This is a genomic window from Buttiauxella massiliensis (assembly GCF_902500225.1).
Classification (GTDB): Bacteria; Pseudomonadota; Gammaproteobacteria; order Enterobacterales; family Enterobacteriaceae; genus Buttiauxella; species Buttiauxella massiliensis.
This window is the reverse complement of the sequence record NZ_LR722664.1, coordinates 1-22676: the sequence shown is the minus strand read 5'-3', so window position 1 is coordinate 22676 and position 22676 is coordinate 1. Positions and strand designations below refer to the sequence as shown.

The 22676-nt window shown below is 49.5% G+C and carries 16 protein-coding genes and 1 pseudogene; 10 read left to right on the top strand and 7 right to left on the bottom strand.

The window, feature by feature from the left end; translation table 11 throughout:
• The first annotated feature begins 213 nt into the window (after nucleotides 1-213).
• The 5 genes from GC128_RS19650 to GC128_RS19630 all read left to right on the top strand — a co-directional run bounded on the left by GC128_RS19650 (nucleotide 214) and on the right by GC128_RS19630 (nucleotide 7476).
• A complete protein-coding gene (locus GC128_RS19650) occupies nucleotides 214-708 on the top strand; it encodes an SH3 domain-containing protein (RefSeq protein WP_151995711.1) in 495 nt (164 codons plus the stop codon).
• A gap of 59 nt (nucleotides 709-767) precedes the next feature.
• The gene (locus GC128_RS19645; RefSeq protein WP_151995710.1) at nucleotides 768-1718 is read left to right on the top strand and encodes a hypothetical protein; all 951 of its coding nucleotides are present in this window, start codon (nucleotides 768-770) and stop codon (nucleotides 1716-1718) included.
• Between the two features lie 40 nt (nucleotides 1719-1758).
• A complete protein-coding gene (locus GC128_RS19640; protein ID WP_151995709.1) occupies nucleotides 1759-3144 on the top strand; it encodes a serine/threonine protein kinase in 1386 nt (461 codons plus the stop codon).
• A gap of 136 nt (nucleotides 3145-3280) precedes the next feature.
• Nucleotides 3281-4993, top strand: coding sequence for an alpha,alpha-trehalase (locus GC128_RS19635; protein WP_151995708.1), 1713 nt, complete (start codon nucleotides 3281-3283; stop codon nucleotides 4991-4993).
• A 305-nt stretch (nucleotides 4994-5298) separates the two neighbouring features.
• Nucleotides 5299-7476, top strand: coding sequence for a TonB-dependent siderophore receptor (locus GC128_RS19630; RefSeq protein ID WP_151995707.1), 2178 nt, complete (start codon nucleotides 5299-5301; stop codon nucleotides 7474-7476).
• 82 nt (nucleotides 7477-7558) lie between these two features.
• On the opposite strand, the gene GC128_RS19625 is transcribed toward GC128_RS19630, so the two are convergent.
• From GC128_RS19625 to ebgR, 4 genes are all read right to left on the bottom strand, one after another.
• Nucleotides 7559-9058, bottom strand: a complete 1500-nt coding sequence (locus tag GC128_RS19625) for an amino acid permease (protein ID WP_151995706.1) — start codon at nucleotides 9056-9058, stop codon at nucleotides 7559-7561.
• Nucleotides 9059-9150: 92 nt separating this feature from the next.
• Nucleotides 9151-9603 (bottom strand): beta-galactosidase subunit beta, encoded by a 453-nt coding sequence (locus GC128_RS19620; RefSeq protein WP_151995705.1) that lies wholly within the window; start codon nucleotides 9601-9603, stop codon nucleotides 9151-9153.
• 13 nt (nucleotides 9604-9616) lie between these two features.
• Nucleotides 9617-12688, bottom strand: a complete 3072-nt coding sequence (gene ebgA, locus GC128_RS19615) for a beta-galactosidase subunit alpha (RefSeq protein ID WP_151995704.1) — start codon at nucleotides 12686-12688, stop codon at nucleotides 9617-9619.
• A 171-nt stretch (nucleotides 12689-12859) separates the two neighbouring features.
• On the bottom strand, nucleotides 12860-13843 hold the full coding sequence (gene ebgR / locus GC128_RS19610; protein ID WP_151995703.1) for a transcriptional regulator EbgR: 984 nt from the start codon (nucleotides 13841-13843) through the stop codon (nucleotides 12860-12862).
• Between the two features lie 212 nt (nucleotides 13844-14055).
• On the opposite strand from ebgR, the gene ygjJ reads away from it, so the two are divergent.
• Together ygjJ and ygjK are read left to right on the top strand one after the other, a co-directional pair.
• Entirely contained in the window at nucleotides 14056-15096 is a 1041-nt protein-coding gene (gene ygjJ / locus GC128_RS19605; RefSeq protein ID WP_407643539.1) for a protein YgjJ, read from the top strand.
• A gap of 9 nt (nucleotides 15097-15105) precedes the next feature.
• Nucleotides 15106-17475, top strand: coding sequence for an alpha-glucosidase (gene ygjK, locus GC128_RS19600; protein WP_151995702.1), 2370 nt, complete (start codon nucleotides 15106-15108; stop codon nucleotides 17473-17475).
• A gap of 176 nt (nucleotides 17476-17651) precedes the next feature.
• Here the strand turns inward: ygjK and GC128_RS19595 are convergent, their stop codons facing one another.
• The gene (locus GC128_RS19595) at nucleotides 17652-17903 is read right to left on the bottom strand and encodes a GlsB/YeaQ/YmgE family stress response membrane protein (RefSeq protein ID WP_034455252.1); all 252 of its coding nucleotides are present in this window, start codon (nucleotides 17901-17903) and stop codon (nucleotides 17652-17654) included.
• 233 nt (nucleotides 17904-18136) lie between these two features.
• On the opposite strand from GC128_RS19595, the gene ycgR reads away from it, so the two are divergent.
• Nucleotides 18137-18868 carry a flagellar brake protein YcgR gene (ycgR, locus tag GC128_RS19590; RefSeq protein ID WP_151995701.1) on the top strand — a complete coding sequence of 244 codons (732 nt, stop codon included), beginning with the start codon at nucleotides 18137-18139 and terminating at the stop codon, nucleotides 18866-18868.
• Nucleotides 18869-18973: 105 nt separating this feature from the next.
• On the opposite strand, the gene emtA is transcribed toward ycgR, so the two are convergent.
• Nucleotides 18974-19582, bottom strand: coding sequence for a membrane-bound lytic murein transglycosylase EmtA (gene emtA / locus GC128_RS19585; protein WP_151995700.1), 609 nt, complete (start codon nucleotides 19580-19582; stop codon nucleotides 18974-18976).
• Nucleotides 19583-19716: 134 nt separating this feature from the next.
• Here emtA and ldcA point away from each other — a divergent pair, with 134 nt between their 5' ends.
• Nucleotides 19717-20628: a muramoyltetrapeptide carboxypeptidase gene (ldcA, locus tag GC128_RS19580; protein WP_151995699.1), complete on the top strand. Its 912-nt coding sequence runs from the start codon at nucleotides 19717-19719 to the stop codon at nucleotides 20626-20628.
• 100 nt (nucleotides 20629-20728) lie between these two features.
• A complete protein-coding gene (locus GC128_RS19575) occupies nucleotides 20729-22459 on the top strand; it encodes a potassium/proton antiporter (RefSeq protein ID WP_151995698.1) in 1731 nt (576 codons plus the stop codon).
• On the opposite strand, the pseudogene GC128_RS23400 reads toward GC128_RS19575, so the two are convergent.
• A pseudogene (locus GC128_RS23400) lies at nucleotides 22403-22591 on the bottom strand (hypothetical protein); the annotation flags it as partial. The gene GC128_RS19575 and the pseudogene GC128_RS23400 sit on opposite strands and share 57 nt — an antisense overlap.
• Between the last annotated feature and the right edge of the window lie 85 nt (nucleotides 22592-22676).

Here is a 22676-nt window from a genome sequence, read left to right as displayed (position 1 = left end):
TGAATCATCACTCTTGCCCCTGTTCTTGACCCACTTAACACTTAATGATGTCAATCAGTTACATCGCCATTGAATTGTGAATCAAGCGATGTAAAATTAAAGTTACTATGTATAAGCAGTGTGAATAATCCTTCAGATTCCTGGATTTCTTCTTCGCCATTTTTACCTCCTCCCGGCGACCAGGTTTGAATCATATTTTCAGGGAAAGTTACGATGAAATTGCGAAGCCTGTTGATCATTGCTGTTGTTGCCACTGTAGTAGGTTGTAAAGCACCGCCGCCAAAAATGACGGACGATACTATCGTGACTAGTGAAATCAATGGCGTCACCCTCACACACCGTTACGCTGTAGCCGCACCACAAGAGTTCACCCCAGTTAACGCCAGTTATCGGGCACTCTATCCGGGCTCTATTTTGAGCAAGCCGGATTTTGGTGGGAAAGTGATAAGTACCCTTGAAAACGGACAAAGTTATACCGTGCTTGGCGAGGTCGAGAACAAATGGCTCGCGATTGCAGAGCAAGATAAACAAGAAATGTTGGGCTATGTTCCTGCGCGCGCTCTGGTCAAAAGTGAACTTTACGCCCAGACGCTAAAAAAAGATCGCCCACGTCCGCGTAAGGCTTCTAAGAAAACGACTTGTGTTGCCGTCGATGACGCCAGCAAAGCCTGTCAGAACGCTAATAGCGGCACCTGGATTATTGATTAATCAAAGGCGTTTTGTGTCATAGCCTTTTATTTAATATTGCTCGGCTAACAAGGATTTCTATGAAACTCTGGCTTTCGGGTCTGGCGCTGTTGCTGGCATCTACAACCGTATGGGCTGGGAACTACCGTATCGTTCAGTCTCCTTCGCAAAAGCTGGATGTCTGGATAGATGATGTGCAAAACAACACGCCACAGAGCTGGTGTGCTGCTGAACTCCCCTTACGAATCGTAGCCAATGGCGATAAAAATCCGTCTGTGCTCAACGTTTTTATGCCGCGTCTTGGCACCTTGCTGGAAAGCCAGTGTAGCTCTGTTCAACTGGTGAACTGGAAACTGGAAGATCCACAAGGCCAGACGCTTGCCGTTGGCACCGCGACCAAAAACAGTGATTGGGCAGTCATTGTTGCGCCGGTAGTTTCAGCTGAACCAAACACACTGCCGCTTTCCAATGAGAGCTCGCCGTTAGCTGACCGCACCCCATGGCAGGAGTTTACGTTGCAGGATGGCTGCCATCTGCGCACCTTCTGGCAAGGAGACGCCAACGCTTCGGCAATGTTTATCCCCAACGGGAAATGTGAAAACGGCGGTTGGCTAAATGGGCGTAGTGAAATCATTCAAAGCGGTATTCACGGTGAAAAACGCAATGAGATGACCTTCGTACATGGTTTCCCGGTCAGTGGGCTGAGCGCCGATGCGGGTTCTGACAGCCTGCTTATCACCAGCCTGAACAATGAACGCATGGTCGTCAGTAATGAACACGCGCCGCAGAGCTGGATGATTTTGCCCTATAACTCCGAGCTAAATGGCTGGCAAGCCACCGGAACCGTGGCTGTTGAAGTTCCACGTGAAATGACGGTTGATGAGGCTGGAATTCAGGCGCGTTTAAACCAAGTACGCAAAGTATGGTCGGCATGGCTTGCGCCAGATACACCTATTACCTTGCTGTTGATTGACTCCCTGCGTCCGCAATTGCGTGATCCGGCGGTGGGCGCATGGCGCGCCCAGAAATAACCTGTGAACATTCGTCGATTTCGTGCAGAGAAAGGCCATCATGACTGATAAAGATTACGAACAAGAACTTCCCGAAGCTCTGCCGCCAGGTTTCCGTTTCGACGAGTTTGAAATTCAGCAAGTGACTGAGTCCACCAATACCAACGTGGTTTATAAAGCGTGGGATCATCAACTCGAACGACAGGTAACTATCAATGAGTTTATGCCGCGTGCGCTGACCATTCGTAGCGATAATATGCAGCTGGTTTTGCGCAGTAAACAAGACAGCCAGGCGTTCAGCTTGGGCATGAATCGTTTTGTGCAGTCGGCTCGTCAGCTTGCGCAATTCAACCACCCTAACCTGCTTCAGGTTTTAAGCTTCTGGACGCAAAACGAAACCGCCTATGCGGCAACACGTTACTTCAGCGGCATGACGCTTGCCGAGCTGCATCAGCAACATCCCGAAATCATCAACGATGCCTGGTTACGCAGCATATTACCGATGCTGTGCGGGGCGCTGGCAACATTGCACGACGAAGGATTTATTCATCGTGATTTGTCCCTGCGTAGTATTCAGATTCAGGACAATGGAGCGCCGCTGCTACTTAATGCAGGTGCTCCACTGCGCGCCAATTCAGAAAACAGCGACGAGATTAAAACACCGCTTAATCCTGGTTTTGCCCCGTTGGAACAGTACGCTGACGATCTCGAAAACCAACTAGGGCCGTGGACTGATATCTACGCACTCGGCGCCATTCTTTATACTTTGATAACAGGCACTTGCCCCCCAGCCAGTGTTACCCGCACAATTCAGGACCCTTGCGTTAAGCTCGCGAAGAATCGCCCTGAAGGCTATTCCCACAGTTTGTTGCAGGCCGTCGATCACGCCCTGGCGCTAAAACCTGAAGACCGCCCGCAATCTATTGCTGAATTTGCGGCCCTTGCCGAGATTCCGATGAGCGGCATCAATGGCCTCACATCGCTAAAACAACCAGGCACCATGTTGGTTGCTCTTGAAGATGCCGAGATTACCCCGCTGTCTCCGTTGCGCAAACGCTACAAATTGCCACTACAGATAGCGGCCAGTTTGTTAGTCGGCGTGGCTGTAGGTGCGGTTATTTTTGGTGGTCATTTCTCGACAACACCGACTTCTGAGACTGCGAAACTTGAGACATCCGCGGTACAAAAAGTCCAGGCGGTGGCAACTCAAACTCCGCTACCCGCCACTGACGGTATGCTGGCGCGCGTTTATGTCCGCATGAATGACGGTGAAGAGTTGGAAGTGAATGGCAAAACAGAAAAAATCACGCCGGGGGCCAATGGTTATGGTTTCCTGCAACTGCCTGCCGGAAAATATCAGATTACCCTGCGTGATAATAACCAGACGCGAAACATGACGTTGTCTGTGGAAAAAGCAGGAACATGGTTGATTAATCCGCAAGGGTAAGAGCCCGTGCCAGCGGTAAATTATCTGCTTTCCTTTAATATGCGACATGGCACCTGGTACTGCCCGCAAATTCGTCTAAGGTTTTCATAGGGTTGATCGCTAAAACTTCACGCGATCATGAAAAGGAGAACAATAGATGATAAATCCTGCTTTGCGCCGTCCACGTAGTTTATTGCTTGCGATTCAAATAGCTATCGGTTGTGCGTTCGTCGCTTTTACCTTGCCCGCTTCGGCGGCTGGCGAACAACAACCGCAGCCCCAGCCACCAGATGTGCTCCTTGGCCCGTTATTTACCGATGTCCAGACTGCAAAATTATTCCCTGACCAAAAGACATTTGCAGATGCGGTTCCTAATAACGATCCGTTAATGATCCTTGCGGACTACCGCATGCAGCGCAATCAATCTGGCTTCGATTTACGTCATTTTGTGAATGTGAACTTCACCTTGCCGCGCGAGGGTGAAAAATATGTTCCACCTGAAGGACAGACATTGCGTGAACATATCGATAGCCTGTGGCCGGTGCTGACGCGCACCACAGACAGCGTTGATAAATGGGACTCGTTGCTGCCGTTACCTAAGCCGTATGTCGTACCCGGCGGGCGTTTTCGCGAAGTCTATTATTGGGACAGCTATTTCACCATGCTCGGGCTTGCAGAAAGCGGTCACTGGGACAAAGTGCAGGATATGGTGGACAACTTTGCCCATGAAATTGATGCCTGGGGGCATATTCCCAATGGCAACCGCAGTTATTATCTAAGCCGTTCGCAACCACCGTTCTTTGCCTTTATGGTCAAACTGTTGGCCAGCCATAACGGTGATGAAACCTACACCACTTACCTGCCGCAATTGAAAAAAGAGTACGCCTACTGGATGCAGGGCAGCGATACGCTGCAACCGGGCACTGAAAACCTGCGCGTGGTGAAACTTAAAGATGGTTCTGTCCTGAACCGCTATTGGGATGACCGAGATACGCCACGTACTGAATCTTATCTGGATGATGTGACAACCGCGAAGAACAACCCGAATCGCCCGGCAACTGAAATCTACCGTGATTTGCGTGCCGCTGCCGCCTCGGGCTGGGATTTCAGCTCTCGTTGGATGGATAACCCAGAACAACTAGGTTCGATTCGCACCACCTCAATCGTGCCGGTGGATTTAAACGCCCTGTTATTCCAGATGGAAAAAACGCTGGCGCACGCCAGCACTGTAGCGAAAGACACCAGTGCAGCAACGCAATACCAGCAACTGGCTGATGCTCGCCAGAAAGCTATGGAAGCGCATTTGTGGAATAGCAAACAGGGCTGGTATGCCGATTACGATCTCAAAACTAAAGCTGTTCGTTCTCAGTTGACCGCCGCCGCACTGTTCCCGCTTTATGTGCATGTGGCCTCGAAAGAGCGTGCGGACAAAATGGCAACCATCACCCGTGCACAACTGCTTAAAGCCGGTGGACTTGCGACAACCAATCTGAAAACGGGCCAGCAATGGGATGCACCAAATGGCTGGGCTCCGCTGCAATGGGTAGCCACCGAAGGGCTACAGAACTATGGGCATAAAGATTTAGCCATGGAAGTCACCTGGCGCTTCCTCACCAATGTGCAGCATACCTACAACCGCGAGCAGAAACTGGTTGAAAAGTATGATGTATCCAGCACGGGTACGGGCGGTGGTGGCGGAGAATATCCTCTCCAGGATGGTTTTGGCTGGACCAACGGCGTGACGCTGAAAATGCTCGATTTGTTATGCGGTAAAGAGAAGCCCTGCGATTCCACACCGGATAAATTGCCTTCAGCAACACCGGGACCTGTGACTGAAACTACAAAACCTACGGCGGCTTCAACCCAGTAAAGTCGTTCCAATGGCCTCATCCCCTCCTTCTCCTTCTCTCAAGGAGAAGGAGTAAAAATTCTCCCACCACCGACTCTCGTTAGACCTTCTCCCATGGAGAGGGTCGTACTCCTCTGTAAAAACACTAATATTTTCATGGGTTTTAATTCTCTACCTGCCAATATTTGCACTTGCTTACACAAACAATAACAATAATAATTCGCATTCCTATTCGTTATAAGATCGCCTGAATTTATACCAACCTCTCCGACACAGATCGGCCCTTCAGGTGATAACAAAAAAGACATTCTCGGGAAAATAATTAAATGAAACTGGCATTTACCGTAAAGCGTTCCGCTTTACTCTGCGCGCTTGCTCTTGCTGCTCCAACCTACGCGATGGCGGAAGATACCGTTATTGTGACCGATACACTGACAGAAACCTCCACCAGCCCAACTCAAGGTTACAGCGCGACGGTTAGCCGTGGTGCTACCAAAACTGATGAGCCGTTAATCACTACCGGTCAGTCGGTGTCTGTCGTGACTCGTCAACAAATTGATGATCAGGGCGCATTATCTGTAAACAGCGCGCTCAACTACACACCGGGTGCTTTCACTGGTTTTGCTGGTGGTGCAACCCGTTATGACACCGTCGCTCTGCGCGGTTTCCACGGCGGTGATGTGAATAACACGTTCCTTGACGGCTTGCGCCTGATGAGTGACGGCGGCAGCTACAACGTGGTGCAGGTTGATCCATGGTTCCTTGAGCGTATTGACGTTATCAAAGGGCCTTCTTCCGCACTTTACGGACAAACCATTCCTGGCGGACTGGTAATGGAGACCTCAAAGCGACCGCAGTTCATTGAGGAAGGCCACGTCCGAGCCATGTACGGTAACAACAATACCACTGGCACCGCATTCGACTATACCAATGCGATTAACGATGAATGGGCCTGGCGCCTCATCGGTATGACAAAAAATACTGATACCCAGTATGAGAAAACCCGTGAAGAACGCTACGCCATCTCCCCGTCTGTGTTGTGGCAGCCGAGCGAAAATACCTCATTGGTGATGCGTGCATACCTGGAAAAAGATCCTTCAGGTGGCTTCCACGGATCGGTTCCGGCTGATGGCAGCCTCTACTCTTCTACTGGCCGTAAACTCAGCACCGGTTTCTCTGATGTAGAACCGGGTAATGACGAATTCAAACGCCACCAGCAGATTTACAGTTACGAGTTCGCTCATAACTTTAATGACACTTGGGCGTTCCGCTCTAACGCCAGCTACACCCACTCAAACGTGGGCCTCAAGCAGGCATACCAGATTGGTTGGGCAGATGCCGCACACGACGAATTGATGCGTTATTACAGCGGTGAAACCTCGTCTCTCGATGCTTACGCCATCGATAACCAACTGGAAGCCGATTTCGCAACCGGCGAACTGGACCACAAAGTGGTGCTTGGCGGGGAATTCCATAAATACACCAATAACCTGTCTGACGATTCTGCTTATACCACCAACCTAAATCCATGGACGGGCGAGTCCGGTGGACCTGGCGGTTTCTACTATTACGATCCGCGTGACCCGACTTACGCCACTATCAACCAGGGTCTGTTGACCAAAGCAGGTAAACGCCAGTACGAACAAACTGGCGTCTATTTACAAGATGATATGAAGTGGAATCAGTGGCATATGACGCTGTCTGGTCGTTACGACCATATGGTGACCAAAAGCCATATCGTGGCTGAAGCCATTGACAGTGACGTGACTGATAACCGCACCGATGATCATTTCAGCGGACGTGCCTCCCTGCTGTATGCGTTCAACAACGGGGTTTCTCCTTACGTCAGTTACAGCCAGGCAATTACACCGCAAGTTCTGCCTGATGCTGAAGGCAAATTGCTGAAGCCGACCACTGCCGAGCAGTACGAAGCGGGTGTGAAATATCAGCCAGCTGGCACAGTAGATATGTATACCGTTGCGCTGTACGACCTGACACAAAAAGATGTCGGTAACCGTGTAGTTCAGGGCAGCTACTTTGAGCCAGCAGGTAAAGTTCACTCGCAGGGCGTTGAGCTGGAAGCGCGTTCGCAGTGGAATCAGCGTTTCTCAACCATCGCTGGATACACATACAACAAAGTACGCTTTAAGGATGCAATCGACGGTAACGACGGTAACACGCCGTATGTGACGCCTGACCAAATGGCAAGCTTGTGGGGAATGTTCAAAGCTGACTTAGGTATCAGTCTGGGTGCTGGCGTACGCTACATTGGCAAGCAATGGGCGGATAACGAAAATACCCTGCGTGTACCTTCTGTCACTCTGCTTGATGCGATGGTACGTGCCGATATGGGTGCGTGGACGCCATCTTTGAAAGGGGCTTTCGTGCAAGTTAATGCCACCAACCTGACAGGCCGTGATTATGTTGCGGGCTGTTACGGTACCGGCTATTGCTACTGGGGTGCAGAGCGTTCTGTTATTGCAACCGTGGGATATGATTTCTAAGTTTTGTTAACGCTAGTGTCGGATGTCGCTTCGCTAATCCGACCTGCGAAACATAGATACGGCCCCGTTTGGGGCCGTTTTTCTATGGCTGACGTGTTATCGCTACCTCACCTGCGAGCGGTGAAGCTGGCTTTCCCTGCTGTTGTTCCAGCGCAATTTGTGCAAGCGGTGTATCCGCTTCGTAACGCGCCCTGGCATCCAGCCCTTTCTCATATTTGTTGTATTTCCACCAGGCGTAGCCCAGGAAGATGACCAATCCACCGACGTTATAAAACACGATAGTCATAATGCTGGCACCGGTCGGGAATGTGGAGGCAATAAACCCGACGGTGAAAATGACGATCAACACGCTCACAATGGTGATCCCCTGCATCCGTGTGCCCATACGGAAATCGCGATTAACCTCATCGTATTTCATACGCAAGTTCAGATAGGCAAGCATGATAAACAGCGGCGGTAACATTGACGCGGCAGCGGTCATGTTAATAAGCGTGTTCATCAACTCCTGTACGCTACCCGAACCCACTGTTGGGATAAGCATCAATGGGATAACAATCAGGAACTGAATCCACGCCGCACGAGTCGGTACGCCATGCTGGTTAAGACGCACGGTTTTCTCACCAAAAATACCTTTTGGAATTTCGGTAAAGAAGATTTTCACAGGAGCTGCAGTCCACATCAGCAGTGAGCCAAACATCGCAGTAAATGAGACAATCCCGACAAAGCGGTTCATCAGCGACGTTGGCAAGCCAAAGTGATTCGCCAGCCCTTCAAATACCTGCACCGTACCGCCGGTGTAATGCAAATCAGCTTTATGAACAAAGACGTTAATCAGCAGTGAGGAGACGGTATAAAGGCCACCGATGAATAAACCAGACAAAATGATCACTTTAACAAAGGCTTTACTGCCGCCTTTTACGTCATTGACGTACACCGCAACCGACTCAGCACCACCCGCGGCCTGGAAAATCCACGCGATAATCCCGAGGAATGCCCAGCTAAACTGCGGTGTAATCGCCTGCACGTTGATTGGGTCAGCCGGTTCGACGCCACCCATCACGGCAGCCCCTGCAAGAATGATGTAGGAGAACGTAAGGAGAAGCATCAGCGTGGAGGTGACGGAGGTCATCGGCCCCAACAATTTTGCCCCGTGGTTTGAAATCCAGGTGGAGAAAGCAAACAGGCAAATGCTGATTATTGCCGTCGTTAACGGCGTGAAAATATAGTCATAGCCAAGAAACGCATATGAGGCGTAGGCAATAACTCGCGGTAGTAACGAGGTAAAGAAAAACAGGTTAACAAACCAGTAGGTATAGGCGGTGATAAATGCCCAGCGGCCACCTAACGCACTCTTCACCCAGGCATAAACTCCCGCTTCGGAATTACGGTTCAGTGAGACGAATTCCGCGATGATTAAACAGAACGGAATAAAATAAATGAGTGTCGCCACCAGGAAAACCGGTGCCGATGCGATACCTAACTGAATATTGTTATTAATGACGTTATTGAAGCTAAACACCGCCGCAAATGTCATCGCTAATAACCCGAACTTGCCAATAGTATTTCTGTTTGTTGAAGCCATACGAACTCCACACTGTAGGGTAAATTTTAATAATTTTTTTCGTAGGTCGGATGGCGATTTAGCCATCCGACACCAGTCAGGCGTTTAACACCCTATTTATTTAGAAAATACGTTTCTTCAATCGTGACTTTTAAAATCACTTTTTTGACGTCTTTCCCCTGCGAGAACCGGTGTGCTTCGTGGTTTTCGCAGATGATGACATTTCCTGCTTTAAGCTGATGTTTAACACCCTGCCCGCGCAAAAACTCACGGTCAGTTTCATCGCTGTAAGCAATTTCTGGGGTTAACTCGTTTTTCGCTGCAACCTCAACGGTTTCTTGTCCCGCAAGGTAATAATGAACATCGAAATAACGGCGATTCCCTTCAAATAAATCCATGTTATTTACTGGGTCTTCTGCAAGGCGATAAACCAAGGAATCACCAATTGAATAAAAAATATTAGGCTTAATATTTTCGAGGTTATTAATGGCTTCGATACAACGTTGCCATTTTTTCCCCGCACGATAAATCTGCTTAAAATCTTCTAAGGTATTTAAAATAATCATTACGTTTGCCTTATCAAGAAAGTGCGCGGTTGGTTTGCGGTTGGAAATCGTATTTCGCGAGATCAACCGTCTCCACCTGCGCTTTACTGAACGGCACCATAGTGAAACCGTAGTGGAATGGTTTGAGGTAAACGCGGAATGAATCCAGCACTTCGGAACCCCATGAGTTGGAGCCAAGTCCGAGGATTTGATCATCGAGGTTTAATGTCAGGTAATCGCCCTTTTCCAGCTCATTAATGTGCTGCGCCTGTTGCAACATTTCTGCGCTATATGGCCATAGGCTGAAGTTAATCGGCTTAGATGGCTGGATGAAAATACCGTTACCCTTTTCATCTTCAACACTCAACCAACGCACATCCTGGCGGTTGCCGTTATCCTGCGGGAACGGGTAGTTTTCAAAAAGGGTTTCAACTGGCTGGCGGTAATGGCCAATCAGATTGCTTTGGCAGCTATCAGCGTAGTTTTCACCTGGCCCACGTCCATAATATTCCACCTGTTTGAAGCGTATGCTGATGCCGAAATCGAGGCCGATTTTTGGAACAATGGCCTGATAATTTCCATATGGCGTTCCTGACAAATCGAGGCTGACATGGCCTGCCGGAGTTATGCGCCACTGATAAGTACAGCGCATACCGAAATCAAATACTGGTGGTGCAATCGTGCTGGTAATCTCAACAACAGTATCTTCACCTTGCGAGAAATGACGCATGGTGCGGAAATTATGCTGCATCAGGTGCACGTGATACGGCTGCCACAAACCTTCAAATTCCTGTTTGTGGTTATCGATAGTCGGTTTAAAGAAGGTCAGATGCGGCGCACGCCCAACAATTTCTTCACCATTGACCAACCATGAAACCAGCTCTCCACTCAGGCGACAGAAAGTCAGAGCAAATTCATTGCCGCTGATAACCAGGCTGTTTTGCTGCGTGTCACAGCGTAATGCGCTGTGCTGATTGAGTGGCAATAGCTCACGAGAAACCGCCTGCTGGCGCAAGATCTGGAACTGACCAAGCGAGTGCATCGCATCACTCCAGCTTGTCGTACTGCGCTTAACAATTTCAATATTGATAAACACTTCACCTGCTGGCAGCGCAGGCGCGGTCAGTTGCAGCTCTTCGGCTTCACCTGGCAGCAAGTGCGGCAGTGACAATGTTTGCTGTGCGATGGTTTTACCATCGACCTGATATGCAACTTTGAACTCGATGTCACCAAGTGTGCTGAACCAGTAACGGTTCTCCACCAGCAACACATCATCCTGTTGCGTCGGGCGAATATTGACCGGGCACAGTACCTGCTTGTATTCACGCAAGCCTGGGCCTGGACGTTGATCCGGATAGATAAGCCCATCCATGCAGAAGTTATAGTTGTTTGGGTAGTCGCCGTAATCACCGCCGTACTGATAGCGTTCACGCCCCTGCTCGTCATGCACCAGCAGGCCATGGTCGCACCACTCCCAGACGTAATGCCCTTGCAAACTTTTATGCTGATTAAATACGGCCTGGTATTGCGCTAACCCACCCGGCCCGTTGCCCATGGCATGGGCGTATTCGCAGATAATGCGTGGTTTCGGATGCGGGTATTCACCAAAGGCATTCATCATTGATACGCGGGAATACATAGTGCTAATCACGTCCACGACTTCGGCGTCACGATCTTCTTCGTAATGCACCAGACGAGTGGGATCAAGTTGCTTACAGCGTGCTGCCATCGCACGTATATTGCAGCCATAGCCTGACTCGTTACCCAGAGACCAGATGATGATAGAAGGATGGTTTTTCTGCGCCAGAACGTGGCGTTCTATACGCTCGACGTAGGCTTGTTCCCACGCTGGATCGTCGGTGATACGGCTAATATTGCCGACGTTTGCAAAACCGTGACTCTCGACATCAGTTTCCGCCATCACAAACAGGCCGTACTGGTCGCACAATGCATAGAAACGCGGGTCGTTCGGGTAATGGGCTGTGCGTACTGAGTTGATGTTGTGTTGCTTCATCAGGATGATGTCACGCTCAACTCGCGCCATATCGACTGCACGACCTTTCAGGCAATCGTGATCGTGGCGGTTCACACCATGCAATTTCAGGTAACGACCATTAACGTAAAATAGGCCGTCGCGCACTTTGATGTCGCGGAACCCGACTTGCTGCGGCACTACTTCGATGATTTCATCGTGGTTATTGCGCAGCGTCAGCAGCAGTAAATAAAGATTGGGGTGCTCAGCATTCCACTGCTTCGGTTGTTTTACCGGTATCAGGAACTGACAGGTGGCACTGTTCTGTACGCTAAGTGCATCAAGGCTTTGCTCAGCGATACATTTTTCACCATCAAACAATTGTGCATGCAGCTGTAAACCCGCGACAGGTGTGGCCGATATATTGTTTAAGTCGCACGATACCTGAAGCTCTGCATCACAGTAGTTTTCATCAAATTCCGTCACCACGGTTAAGTCATGTACGTGAACTTGCGGCTGACCAATAAGATAAACATCACGGAAAATACCGGCCATCCACCACATATCCTGATCTTCGATATAGGTGGAGTCAGCCCATTGCATCACGCGCACGCTCAGCAAGTTCTCTCCGGCCTTCACATACGGGCTGAGATCAAACTCGGCGCTCAGACGGCTGCCTTTGCTAAAGCCTACATAGTGGCCATTTACATAAACTTCAAAGTAGGTTTCTACGCCGTCGAATTTAATAATGACCTGGCGTTGTAACCAATCTGACGGTAGCGAAAACTGGCGCTGATAGGCACCGGTTGGATTGTTGGTGGGAACAAATGGCACATCGATAGGGAAAGGATAACCTTCATCGGTATATTGCAGTTTACCGTGGCCTTCCATTTGCCACATTCCCGGAACAGTGATTTCACCCCATTCAGCCATAGGCTGGTGGTAAAACTCGGCAGGGACTTTTTGTGGATGGTCGAAATAGTTAAATGCCCATTTCCCGCTTAGCAACGAAAAGCCCAGGCTTTGCTCGCGGTTTAGCTCTTTTGCCTTTTCAACACTGTCATAACCGTGGAACCAGGCGCGCGGTGGCAGTCGATTCTCAGATTGTTTTTCTATGTTTTCCCAATTGTTCACGCCAACATCCTCATTACGTGGGTATGGGCAAACAATAGTAAATATTTAGTAAAACTAAAAATTAAAGTTTACTAAATGCCGTGGCGATCACAATAAATCAGCACGCTGTATAAAACAAAAAGCCCTGCTGATGTAAGAAACCAGCAGGGCTTATAGGATGAGTTGTTGATTTTATTCAGATGTTGTCGAGTCACGCAATTGCAAAGAGCTGGGGACAAATACCGACAGCGGGATAGTGCGATCGTCACGCAGCCGTTCCATCAGCAGGTTAACGCCCTGCGCACCGATGGTTTCAGAGTGAATTCTTACCGTTGAAAGCGCCGGGTAAACAAAGCGCGCGGTAGGGATATCGTTGACGCTTATCAGAGCCAGTTGCTCTGGTACTTTAATACCGTGTTCGTGCAGAGCACGTAGAACACCAATCGCAATAGAGTCGGTCGCCACAAACAAGGCTGGTGGGTAATCGCTTGATGATGCAAGCATTTTCATCGCGCACTGGTATCCGGCCTGGCTACTAAAATCCCCATAGTAAACATCCTGCGGCTGAACGACTTTTTTACTACGCCCATAATCAACAAACGCCTGTTCGCGTTGATCGGCATATTCCGGGTCGTCCCGGCCACCGATAAAACCGATACGCAGGTAGCCACGTGAAATAAAGAAGTCGATCACTTTCTGGCTGATTTTCGCTAAATCAACGCTTACGCAGTCAAACCGTGGATCGTTAGTTACCCCATCGAGATACACCAACGGCAAATCCTGCTGCTCAAGCACCGCCTGTGTTGCAGGCTGGGGTTTACCAATTACCAGTAAACCGTCGGCTGCCACCAATGGGCGATCGCCTTTGAAGTCGTAACAAGAAACTAGCGTAATACCTAGTTTTTCACATTGAGTTTCAATGCCATAACGCATAGCCAGGTAATAGGGATCGTTGATTTCCAGCTCTTGCCCATGAGTATAAAGAGCCGCAAAGGTAAGACGCTGACCGACCTGACGTTTGGCGCTGGGGACTTTGTATTCCAGCCGCTCTGCCGCTTCGAGGATTTTCTGACGTGTCTGACTCTTCACGCTCAGTGTGGGATCGTCATTCAGGACCCGTGAAACCGTAGCCACAGATACCTGAGCCGCATGAGCGATTTCCTTCAATGTAGCCATAAGATCCCAATAATCAAGAGGTGAAAACAATAGCTTAATGGCATTGCGACTACGTGTATAGCCCTACTCGCATTGTGATCCACTTATCGCTTTACCGATTTAAGTATATATTTTAGTAAATATTTAACTAGTATGAACGGCATTCCACGGATCGATAACCGCAATAACAACAAGGAATGGATTACATGGTTAAGATTTTCTCTATGGTAACGCTGCTATTACTGTTCACGCCTGCAGGGGCATTGCTGGCAGCGGAAAGCGTTGTTCCGGCAGAACGCCAGACTCCGCAACCACCTTCGCTTACAGCAGATACAAGTAAAACCGCCTTTCGTTTTTATGGCGAGATGGGCCTGGGTGGCAGCGTTTACCTTAATGGCGACGACAAGCATAAATACAGCGACGGGACTTATATCGAAGGCGGCCTTGAGGTCAAACACGGTAACTGGTTTGGTCTGCTATATGGGGAAGGCTGGACGGTTCAGGCAGACAATAACGGTAATGCCTGGGTGCCGGATCACAGTTGGGGCGGTTTCGAAGGTGGAATTAACCGTTTTTATGGTGGCTATCGTACCGATAAAGGCACCGAGTTTATTTTAAGTGCCCGTAACGATTCATCGCTGGATGATTTGCAATGGTGGGGAGATTTCACACCTGAGTATGGTTATGTCATCCCCAATACCCGAGATTTAACCTACGCCGCTAAGATACAAAACCTGACTGGAAAGCTGCGTTACAGTGTCACAGCAGCTTCAGAGAGCCGTGTCGACGAGAGCAAAGCGTGGTTGCACTTCGGTAAATATGACCGCTATTCAGATAAATATACCTATCAGGCGATGATAAACGGCTACCTCCAGTACGACATTCTTGATGATTTAACCATGCTGAGTGGGTTGGAAGTAACCGACGGCAACGGGCAGATGTATCTGCTGGGTTTACAGGGTAAACATCTCGCCGGACGAGTCTGGCACCATACCGGCAAAGGCGATGGTTATAACCCTGGTAGTGAGAGCGGGATGATGGTCAGCGGCATGATTGAGCCTGCCAAAGGTTTTTATCTTTCTACCGCATACAGTTACGCAAAACATGAACTGGATAATGAGGAGAATCAAACAACCTCTTATGCACAGTTTGGTATCTGGTATGAGTATTTTGGCGGGAAGTTCGCCACCGCGTTGGACAGCCGTTTTTATCTTGATAACGACACCACCGAGGCCAGCAATTCGGTCTTCGTGATGCAATATTTCTACTGGTAAGGATACTTCATGAAAACAATTTTCCGTCTTGCCCCGATTGCGATGCTGCTTGTGCTCGCGGGTTGCCATTCAACAAAGCACGACACCACCACATTAAAGGCCAATGATTTCCAGAACGTTATCGACCGCACCGGCGCACCGCACGCGATGCTTGATTACGATTTCGACGAACATCAACGATTTAATCCGCTTTTTGATGATGGTGCCTGGCATGGGCATTTGCTGCCAGCAAGTAGCGAAGGGATGGGTGGTTTCCCAGGCCCAGCTTTGCTGACCGAAGAGTACATCAACTTTATGGCGAATAATTTCGACCGTCTGAGCGTGTACCAGAACGGTAAGAAAATCGCATTTACAATGAAGGCATACAGCATTCCTGGGGCATTGATACAGACACTCACCTCCCCTGGTGTCACAGTGAAAATGACGCTGCGCTTTGTAACATCACGCACTTCCTTGCTGGAAACAGAAATCACTACCGATGCGCCGCTGGAGCTGGTTTGGGATGGCGAGTTACTGGAGAAGTATCATCTTCAGGAGCAAAAACCTCAGTCTGATGAAACCATTGAGCAGGCGTTTCCGGGCTACACCCGCACGCTGCATGCCACACCAGATGGGCTGAATGTCACTTTTGGCAAAGTGCGTGCCGACTCAAACCTGATGACATCAGGCCAATCACAGTACCAAATCCATAAAACGCTGCCGATGCGCACCCAAATTGACGGTCACCGCTTTATTGCAAAAGCCAACATTGAAGGCTCGACCACCCTCTACACCACTTATTCTCATTTGTTGACGGCTGCTGAAGTACAAAAAGAACAAAGTAAAATCGCCGATATTCTCAAGCATCCCCAACCCTACCAGACAGCATCCGAGCAGCGCTGGGAAGGTTATTTGAAATCAGGGCTAAAAAACCCTGCCGCGACGGCGGCACAAACCCGTGTGGCAGTAAAAGCGATCGAAACGCTGAATGGAAACTGGCGTGGCGTGGCAGGTGCGATGAAATTTGACTCCGTTACACCCTCTGTAACTGGACGCTGGTTTTCCGGTAACCAGACCTGGCCGTGGGATACCTGGAAGCAGGCTTACGCTATGGCACATTTCAATCCTGACGTGGCAAAAGATAACATTCGCGCAGTCTTCGCCTGGCAGATTCCAACCGATGACCCGTTACGCCCATGGGATGCAGGCTTTGTTCCAGATTTGATTGCCTATAACACAAGCCCTGAGCGTGGCGGTGATGGTAGCAACTGGAATGAACGCAATACCAAGCCAAGCCTTGCCGCATGGTCTGTGATGGAAGTCTACAAAGCCACGGGGGATAAAACCTGGCTTGAGGAAATGTATCCGCATCTGGTGGCTTATCATGACTGGTGGTTACGTAACCGTGACCACAACAGAAATGGTGTACCTGAGTATGGTGCCACTCGTGACAAAGCCCATAACACCGCAAAGGGTGAAATGATCTTTACCGTCAAACGCGGCAGCAAAGAGCAAAAAATGGTAGGGCTTGAGAACTACAACCAGGTCTTGCGTAGCGGAAAATATGACAGCATTGATATTCCGGCTCAGGTTGCTGCTTCGTGGGAGTCCGGGCGTGATGATGCTGCCGTATTTGGCTTTATCGACCCTGACCAGCTGCAACGTTATCTGGATAAAGGCGGAAAACGCGAAGACTGGCAGGTGCTGTTTGCTGAAAACCGCGACTCAAATGGGCGCCTTGTCGGTTTTTCACTTTTGCAGGAGTCAGTTGATCAGGCCAGTTACATGTACAGCGACAGCAGCTACCTGGCTGAGATGGCGAAAATTCTCGGCAAACCGCAAGATGAACAACGGTTTAGCCAGCACGCTAAGAAACTGGCCAACTATATCAACACCTGTATGTTTGACGATGCCACCGGCTTCTATTACGACATTCGGATTGAAGATAAACCTTTGGCCAATGGCTGTGCAGGCAAACCTATAGTTGCGCGTGGCAAGGGACCGGAAGGATGGTCACCGTTATTTAATGGTGCCGCCACTCAATCCCATGCTGATGCCGTCGTGAAGGTCATGAAAGATCCGAAAGAGTTTAATACTTACGTGCCATTAGGGACTGCAGCACTGACGAATCCAGCATTTGGCGCTGATATTTATTGGCGTGGGCGCGTGTGGGTGGATCAGTTTTACTTCGGTCTGAAAGGAATGGAACGTTATGGCTATCGCGCCGATGCCGTGGAGATGGCGAACCGGTTCTTTGCTCACGCCAATGGCCTGACCAGCGACGGTCCGATTCGTGAGAACTATAATCCGCTCAATGGCGCGCAACAGGGGGCACCGAATTTCTCCTGGAGCGCCGCGCATCTCTACATGTTGTACAACGATTTCTTCACGCAAAAGTAGCAAACGTAAAACGGCCCCAAATTGGGCCGTTACAAAATAGGTAAAGACCTATGCTCTAAATAATTGGAGTTGCATCAAGGCGGCAAACTCAGTCACCCCAGGAGCTTACTCAAGTAAGCGATTGGGGTGACTGAGTGCAGCCAACGCCGAGGCGACTTCAAGTATGACGAGGATAGTTACCGGCGAACCATGCGATAAATAACCAAAACAATAATCGCACCTGCTACTGCGACAAGGAAACTTGGCAAGTTAAAGCCCGTGACGCTGCCGCCGATATGAAGAAATGTTGCAATCCATCCACCAACGACAGCACCAATAATCCCTAAAATACAGGTCACGATAAAACCGCCGCCGTCTTTACCAGGCATAATTAGTTTTGCGATAACACCAGCTATCAAACCGAAAATAATCCAGGCCAGAATACCCATGTTGAACATCCTCTTCATTATTGTGTGTGGTAACAAGCCAGAATCCACATCAGTTTCGCAGTGGGTTCTGTCTGTCGGTACGCTAAGTATAATCAAATGTTAGGAAAATGTGACTGACATCACTAAGTTATTGAATTTATCCGCATAGCGCCTTGAGATTTATCTTAAGTTTTTTACATTAATGCCGATAAGTTTGCTTACCGCTTTCAAAACACCACAACATGGACCTGGCCTTGAGTAACTATAACGAGCAGTTTCTGAAACAAAGTCCTCTGGCAGTATTAGGCGTGTTACGTGATCTCCATAAAAACCAAGTACCGGTTCGTCTGAGCTGGCCATCGGGGCAATTTATCAGCAAAATCCTTGAGGTTACGGCGACTGGTTTGATAGTGGATTTTGGAAGCCAGGGGCACGAAAATCAGGCGGCGCAAAAAGCGACCAACATACAGTTCATCGCTGAGACGGAAGGTGCAAAGGTAGAATTTATGATGCCTAAGATGCAGGTTATAAATTACCTGAACTTACCGGCATTCCACACCCCGCTACCTCCCGCTTTGTGGTTCGTACAACGCCGGGAATACTTTCGTATCAGTGCCCCACTTCAACCCTATTACCTCTGCAATACCACACTCTCTAATGGCTCACCTTTCCAGTTCAGGCTATGTGATTTGTCATTAGGGGGAATGGGCGCACTGCTTGACGGGCCTCTGCCAGAAGGGTTGAGCGCAGGAATGCGTTTCTCACAGGTGGAAATAGATTTAGTGCAGTGGGGTAAATTTCACTTTGATATGCAGTTGATAACGCTTTCGGAACGAAAAGTCATCGACGGTAAAAATCAGACTATCAGCACCCCTCGCCTGAGTTTCCGCTTCCTGAATGTAAACCCGGCCGTTGAGCGCGAACTACAGCGCATTATCTTCTCGCTGGAACGATCGGCGCGTGAAAAAACAGAACGAGTGAAGTAAACAGTTTAGACAGACACTAAAAAATTCGAGTTGCATAAAGGCGACAACGCCGCAAACCCCAGACGCATAGAAAACGATGCGACTGGGACGTGCGGCTGGGCTCTGTTACATAGCGTTTAAAGCACGCGACACCTTATACAGATAGCGCGGTGCCTGAGGTGCTGGGTGATTCTTCGCGATGTAATCGTAAAACTCGTCAGGGCTCAGGTCATTAATCTCGTTAATGGCCTTTTTGCGATCCGATGAGAAGGTTCTGAGCAGAGCCCCTGCACCGTTGGCATAAGAGGCCAGCAACGCATATTGCATAGTTTGCGGATCTTTAATACCAGCCAGAGTGCCATGTTCCAGGATATTTAAATAAGCCGTGCCAATCGAAATATTACGCGCCGGATCTTTGAGCTCGCTGGTTGACGGCTCGCCGCCCCATCCCAGATGGCGATACACATCACGTCCAGCTGTTGAGGCTTTAATCTGCATCAAACCAACCGCGTTAGACTTACTGACAAGCGTAGGATTACCGCCTGATTCCACAGCAATAATCGCCGTAATCACACGCGGGCTAACGCCCCACTCTTTTGCAGCCTGATCGGTTATTGGCATCCAGGTTAATGCGCGTTGCACCGGTTTTGTAGGGTCCCACTCGGGCTGTTTGGTGGTATGGCTTGAACAACCTGCTAAAAACAAAACCAATACAATGAGCCATCTGATATTCACGCATCTATCCTTATAAAATTACCCGGAATATTGAAATTTGTGGGGTAAACAACATTGATTCATCGCCGCCTGGCGGATGACAACCACCTTTGATAACGGCATGATAACCAATTCACTTTCAGCAAGGAAATACCATGTCCACGATTCGTTTGATTGCCCCTTCAGGTTTCTGTGTTAATCAGGCTGCTGCTGCGCGCGGTATAGAACGCCTGAAAGCCGCGGGCCATCGAGTGGAAAACCAATCCGTCGTGACCCGGCGCTTTCAGCGTTTCGCCGGAACTGACAACCAACGACTTGCTGACATTCAGGATTTATCCGCACTCCCGAAGGAATGCGATATCGTTCTGGCGGTGCGCGGTGGTTATGGTGCATCCCGTTTGCTTGAAAATATTGACTATTCAAGCTTGGGGCACGCGTTCCACGAACGTACACCGATTATTTGCGGGCATAGCGATTTTACCGCAATCCAGTTAGCCCTCTTATCCCAGACAGGTGCCATTACCTTTAGCGGGCCGATGCTTGCAGGTAATTTTGGTGCCGATGAGTTAAACAGCTTCACCTGGCAGCATTTCTGGCAGGCGATTACTGAGCCGCAATTTACCCTCACCTGGCAAAGCCCAACGCCTGCATGTTCGGTAAGTGGGACGCTTTGGGGTGGCAACCTCGCGATGCTGGTTTCAATGCTGGGGTCGCCGTGGCTCAACGTGATTGATGGTGGCATTTTAGTGGTCGAAGATATTAACGAGCATCCTTTCCGCGTGGAGCGCCTGTTATTGCAACTCCACCACGCCGGAATTTTAGCGCGCCAGAAAGCTCTGATTCTCGGTAGCTTCAACGGGGCAACGTTAAGTGACTACGACGGCGGTTATGATTTCGATGAAATGTGTCGCATGTTAGAGCAGCGGTTATCCATTCCCGTGCTGCGCGGTTTACCGTTTGGTCATGAACCAGAAACCGTCACTCTGCCATTGGGAGCTTTTGGTGAACTACAGCATGACGGGCAAACCGCCAGCCTCACCGTCAGTGGCCATCCGGTAATCAGGTAAAAAAAGTCGTTTCAGCCTCTCAGATAGCACGATGAATCAATAGTTTCCGTGTTAATATTTTCCACACGAATAGATACAGGCGCAAAGGAGAAAGATAATTTTGGACGCAGGGGCAATAGTCAGTCTGTTTATTTTAGGTTCCGTACTGGTAACTTGTAGCATCTTATTGAGTTCCTTTTCCTCGCGTCTTGGTATCCCCATTCTGGTTATATTCCTCGCTATTGGTATGTTGGCGGGGATCGATGGTATTGGCGGCATTCCGTTTGATAATTATCCTTTCGCTTATTTAATCAGTAACCTGGCGCTGGCGGTGATTCTGCTTGATGGCGGCATGCGCACCCAGGCAAGCTCCTTTCGCGTAGCCCTTGGCCCCGCACTATCACTTGCCACAGTTGGTGTTCTCATCACCTCAGGCTTGACTGGCATGGCTGCAGCCTGGCTGTTTAATCTCAATTTAATTGAAGGCTTGCTGATTGGTGCCATCGTCGGCTCAACCGATGCGGCAGCCGTGTTCTCATTGCTCGGCGGCAAAGGGCTGAACGAACGTGTCGGCGCAACGCTCGAAATTGAGTCCGGCAGTAACGACCCAATGGCGGTGTTTTTAACCATCACGCTTATCGAGATGATTCAGCATGGGCAAACCGGCCTGAGCTGGATGTTCCTGGTGGATATTATTCAGCAGTTTGGTCTGGGCATTGTGCTTGGCCTTGGCGGCGGTTATTTGCTGTTACAAATGATCAACCGTATTACCCTGCCGCAGGGTTTGTATCCACTGCTCGCATTAAGCGGTGGGATTATGGTGTTTGGCATCACCACCGCATTAAACGGTAGCGGTATTCTGGCGGTCTATTTGTGTGGTTTCGTGCTCGGTAACCGCCCTATTCGCAGTCGTTTTGGTATCTTGCAAAACTTTGATGGACTGGCGTGGTTTGCGCAAATTGGCATGTTCCTGGTGCTGGGCTTGCTGGTCAATCCAACCGATCTGCTGCCGATTGCCATTCCGGCACTACTGCTGTCTGTCTGGATGATTTTCTTTGCTCGTCCATTGTCTGTGTTCCTCGGCTTGTTGCCGTTCCGTGGATTTAACCTGCGCGAGCGTGTGTTTATCAGTTGGGTCGGCCTGCGTGGCGCGGTGCCAATCATCCTTGCTGTATTCCCGATGATGGCAGGCCTTGAAAATGCGCGCCTGTTCTTTAATGTCGCCTTCTTCGTGGTCCTCGTGTCGCTGTTATTACAAGGCACGTCGCTTGGTTGGGCGGCGAAAAAAGCCAAAGTTGTGGTTCCGCCTGTCGGCTGGCCTGTATCCCGTGTTGGCCTGGATATTCATCCGGAAAACCCTTGGGAGCAGTTCGTTTATCAGCTTAGCGAAGACAAATGGTGCATCGGTGCCTCTTTGCGGGATCTGAAAATGCCGAAAGACACACGAATTGCCGCCCTGTTCCGTGACAATGTTCTGATGCAACCAGGCGACCGCACACGTTTGCAAGTGGGTGACGTTCTCTGTGTTATTGGACGTGAGCGCGACTTACCGGCTCTGGGTAAGATGTTTAGCCAGTCGCCACCAGTGGCACTCGACCAACGCTTCTTCGGTGATTTTATTCTCGAAGCCAGCGCCCAGTTTGGCGATGTCGCGACCATTTACGGACTGGAGCTTGATGACAACGTCAATACTCAACAAACATTGGGTGAGTTTGTGGTGGGCATGTTAGGCGGTGCGCCGGTGGTGGGTGACCAGGTAGAGTTCGCGGGCATGATTTGGACAGTGGCCGAGAAAGAAGATAACCAGGTGCGCAAAATCGGTGTGCGCGTGGAAAGCGAAGAAGCTGAGTAATAAAACAATATGGCGGGGAATGGAAATTACCCCCCCCACCAAAAACCATGTGCTAAAAAGCGGTAATGTCAAAAAAATCAAGATGTTGTAACTACTGGGACGCGCGGCGCTAGAGCTGTCTCTTTTAAACATCTCCCAGCCCACCCGACCGCACTAGAAGTCGGATTCCGGCTTCTTCTTGGAAAAAAAAAAAAAAAAAAAGCAAACACACTATTAT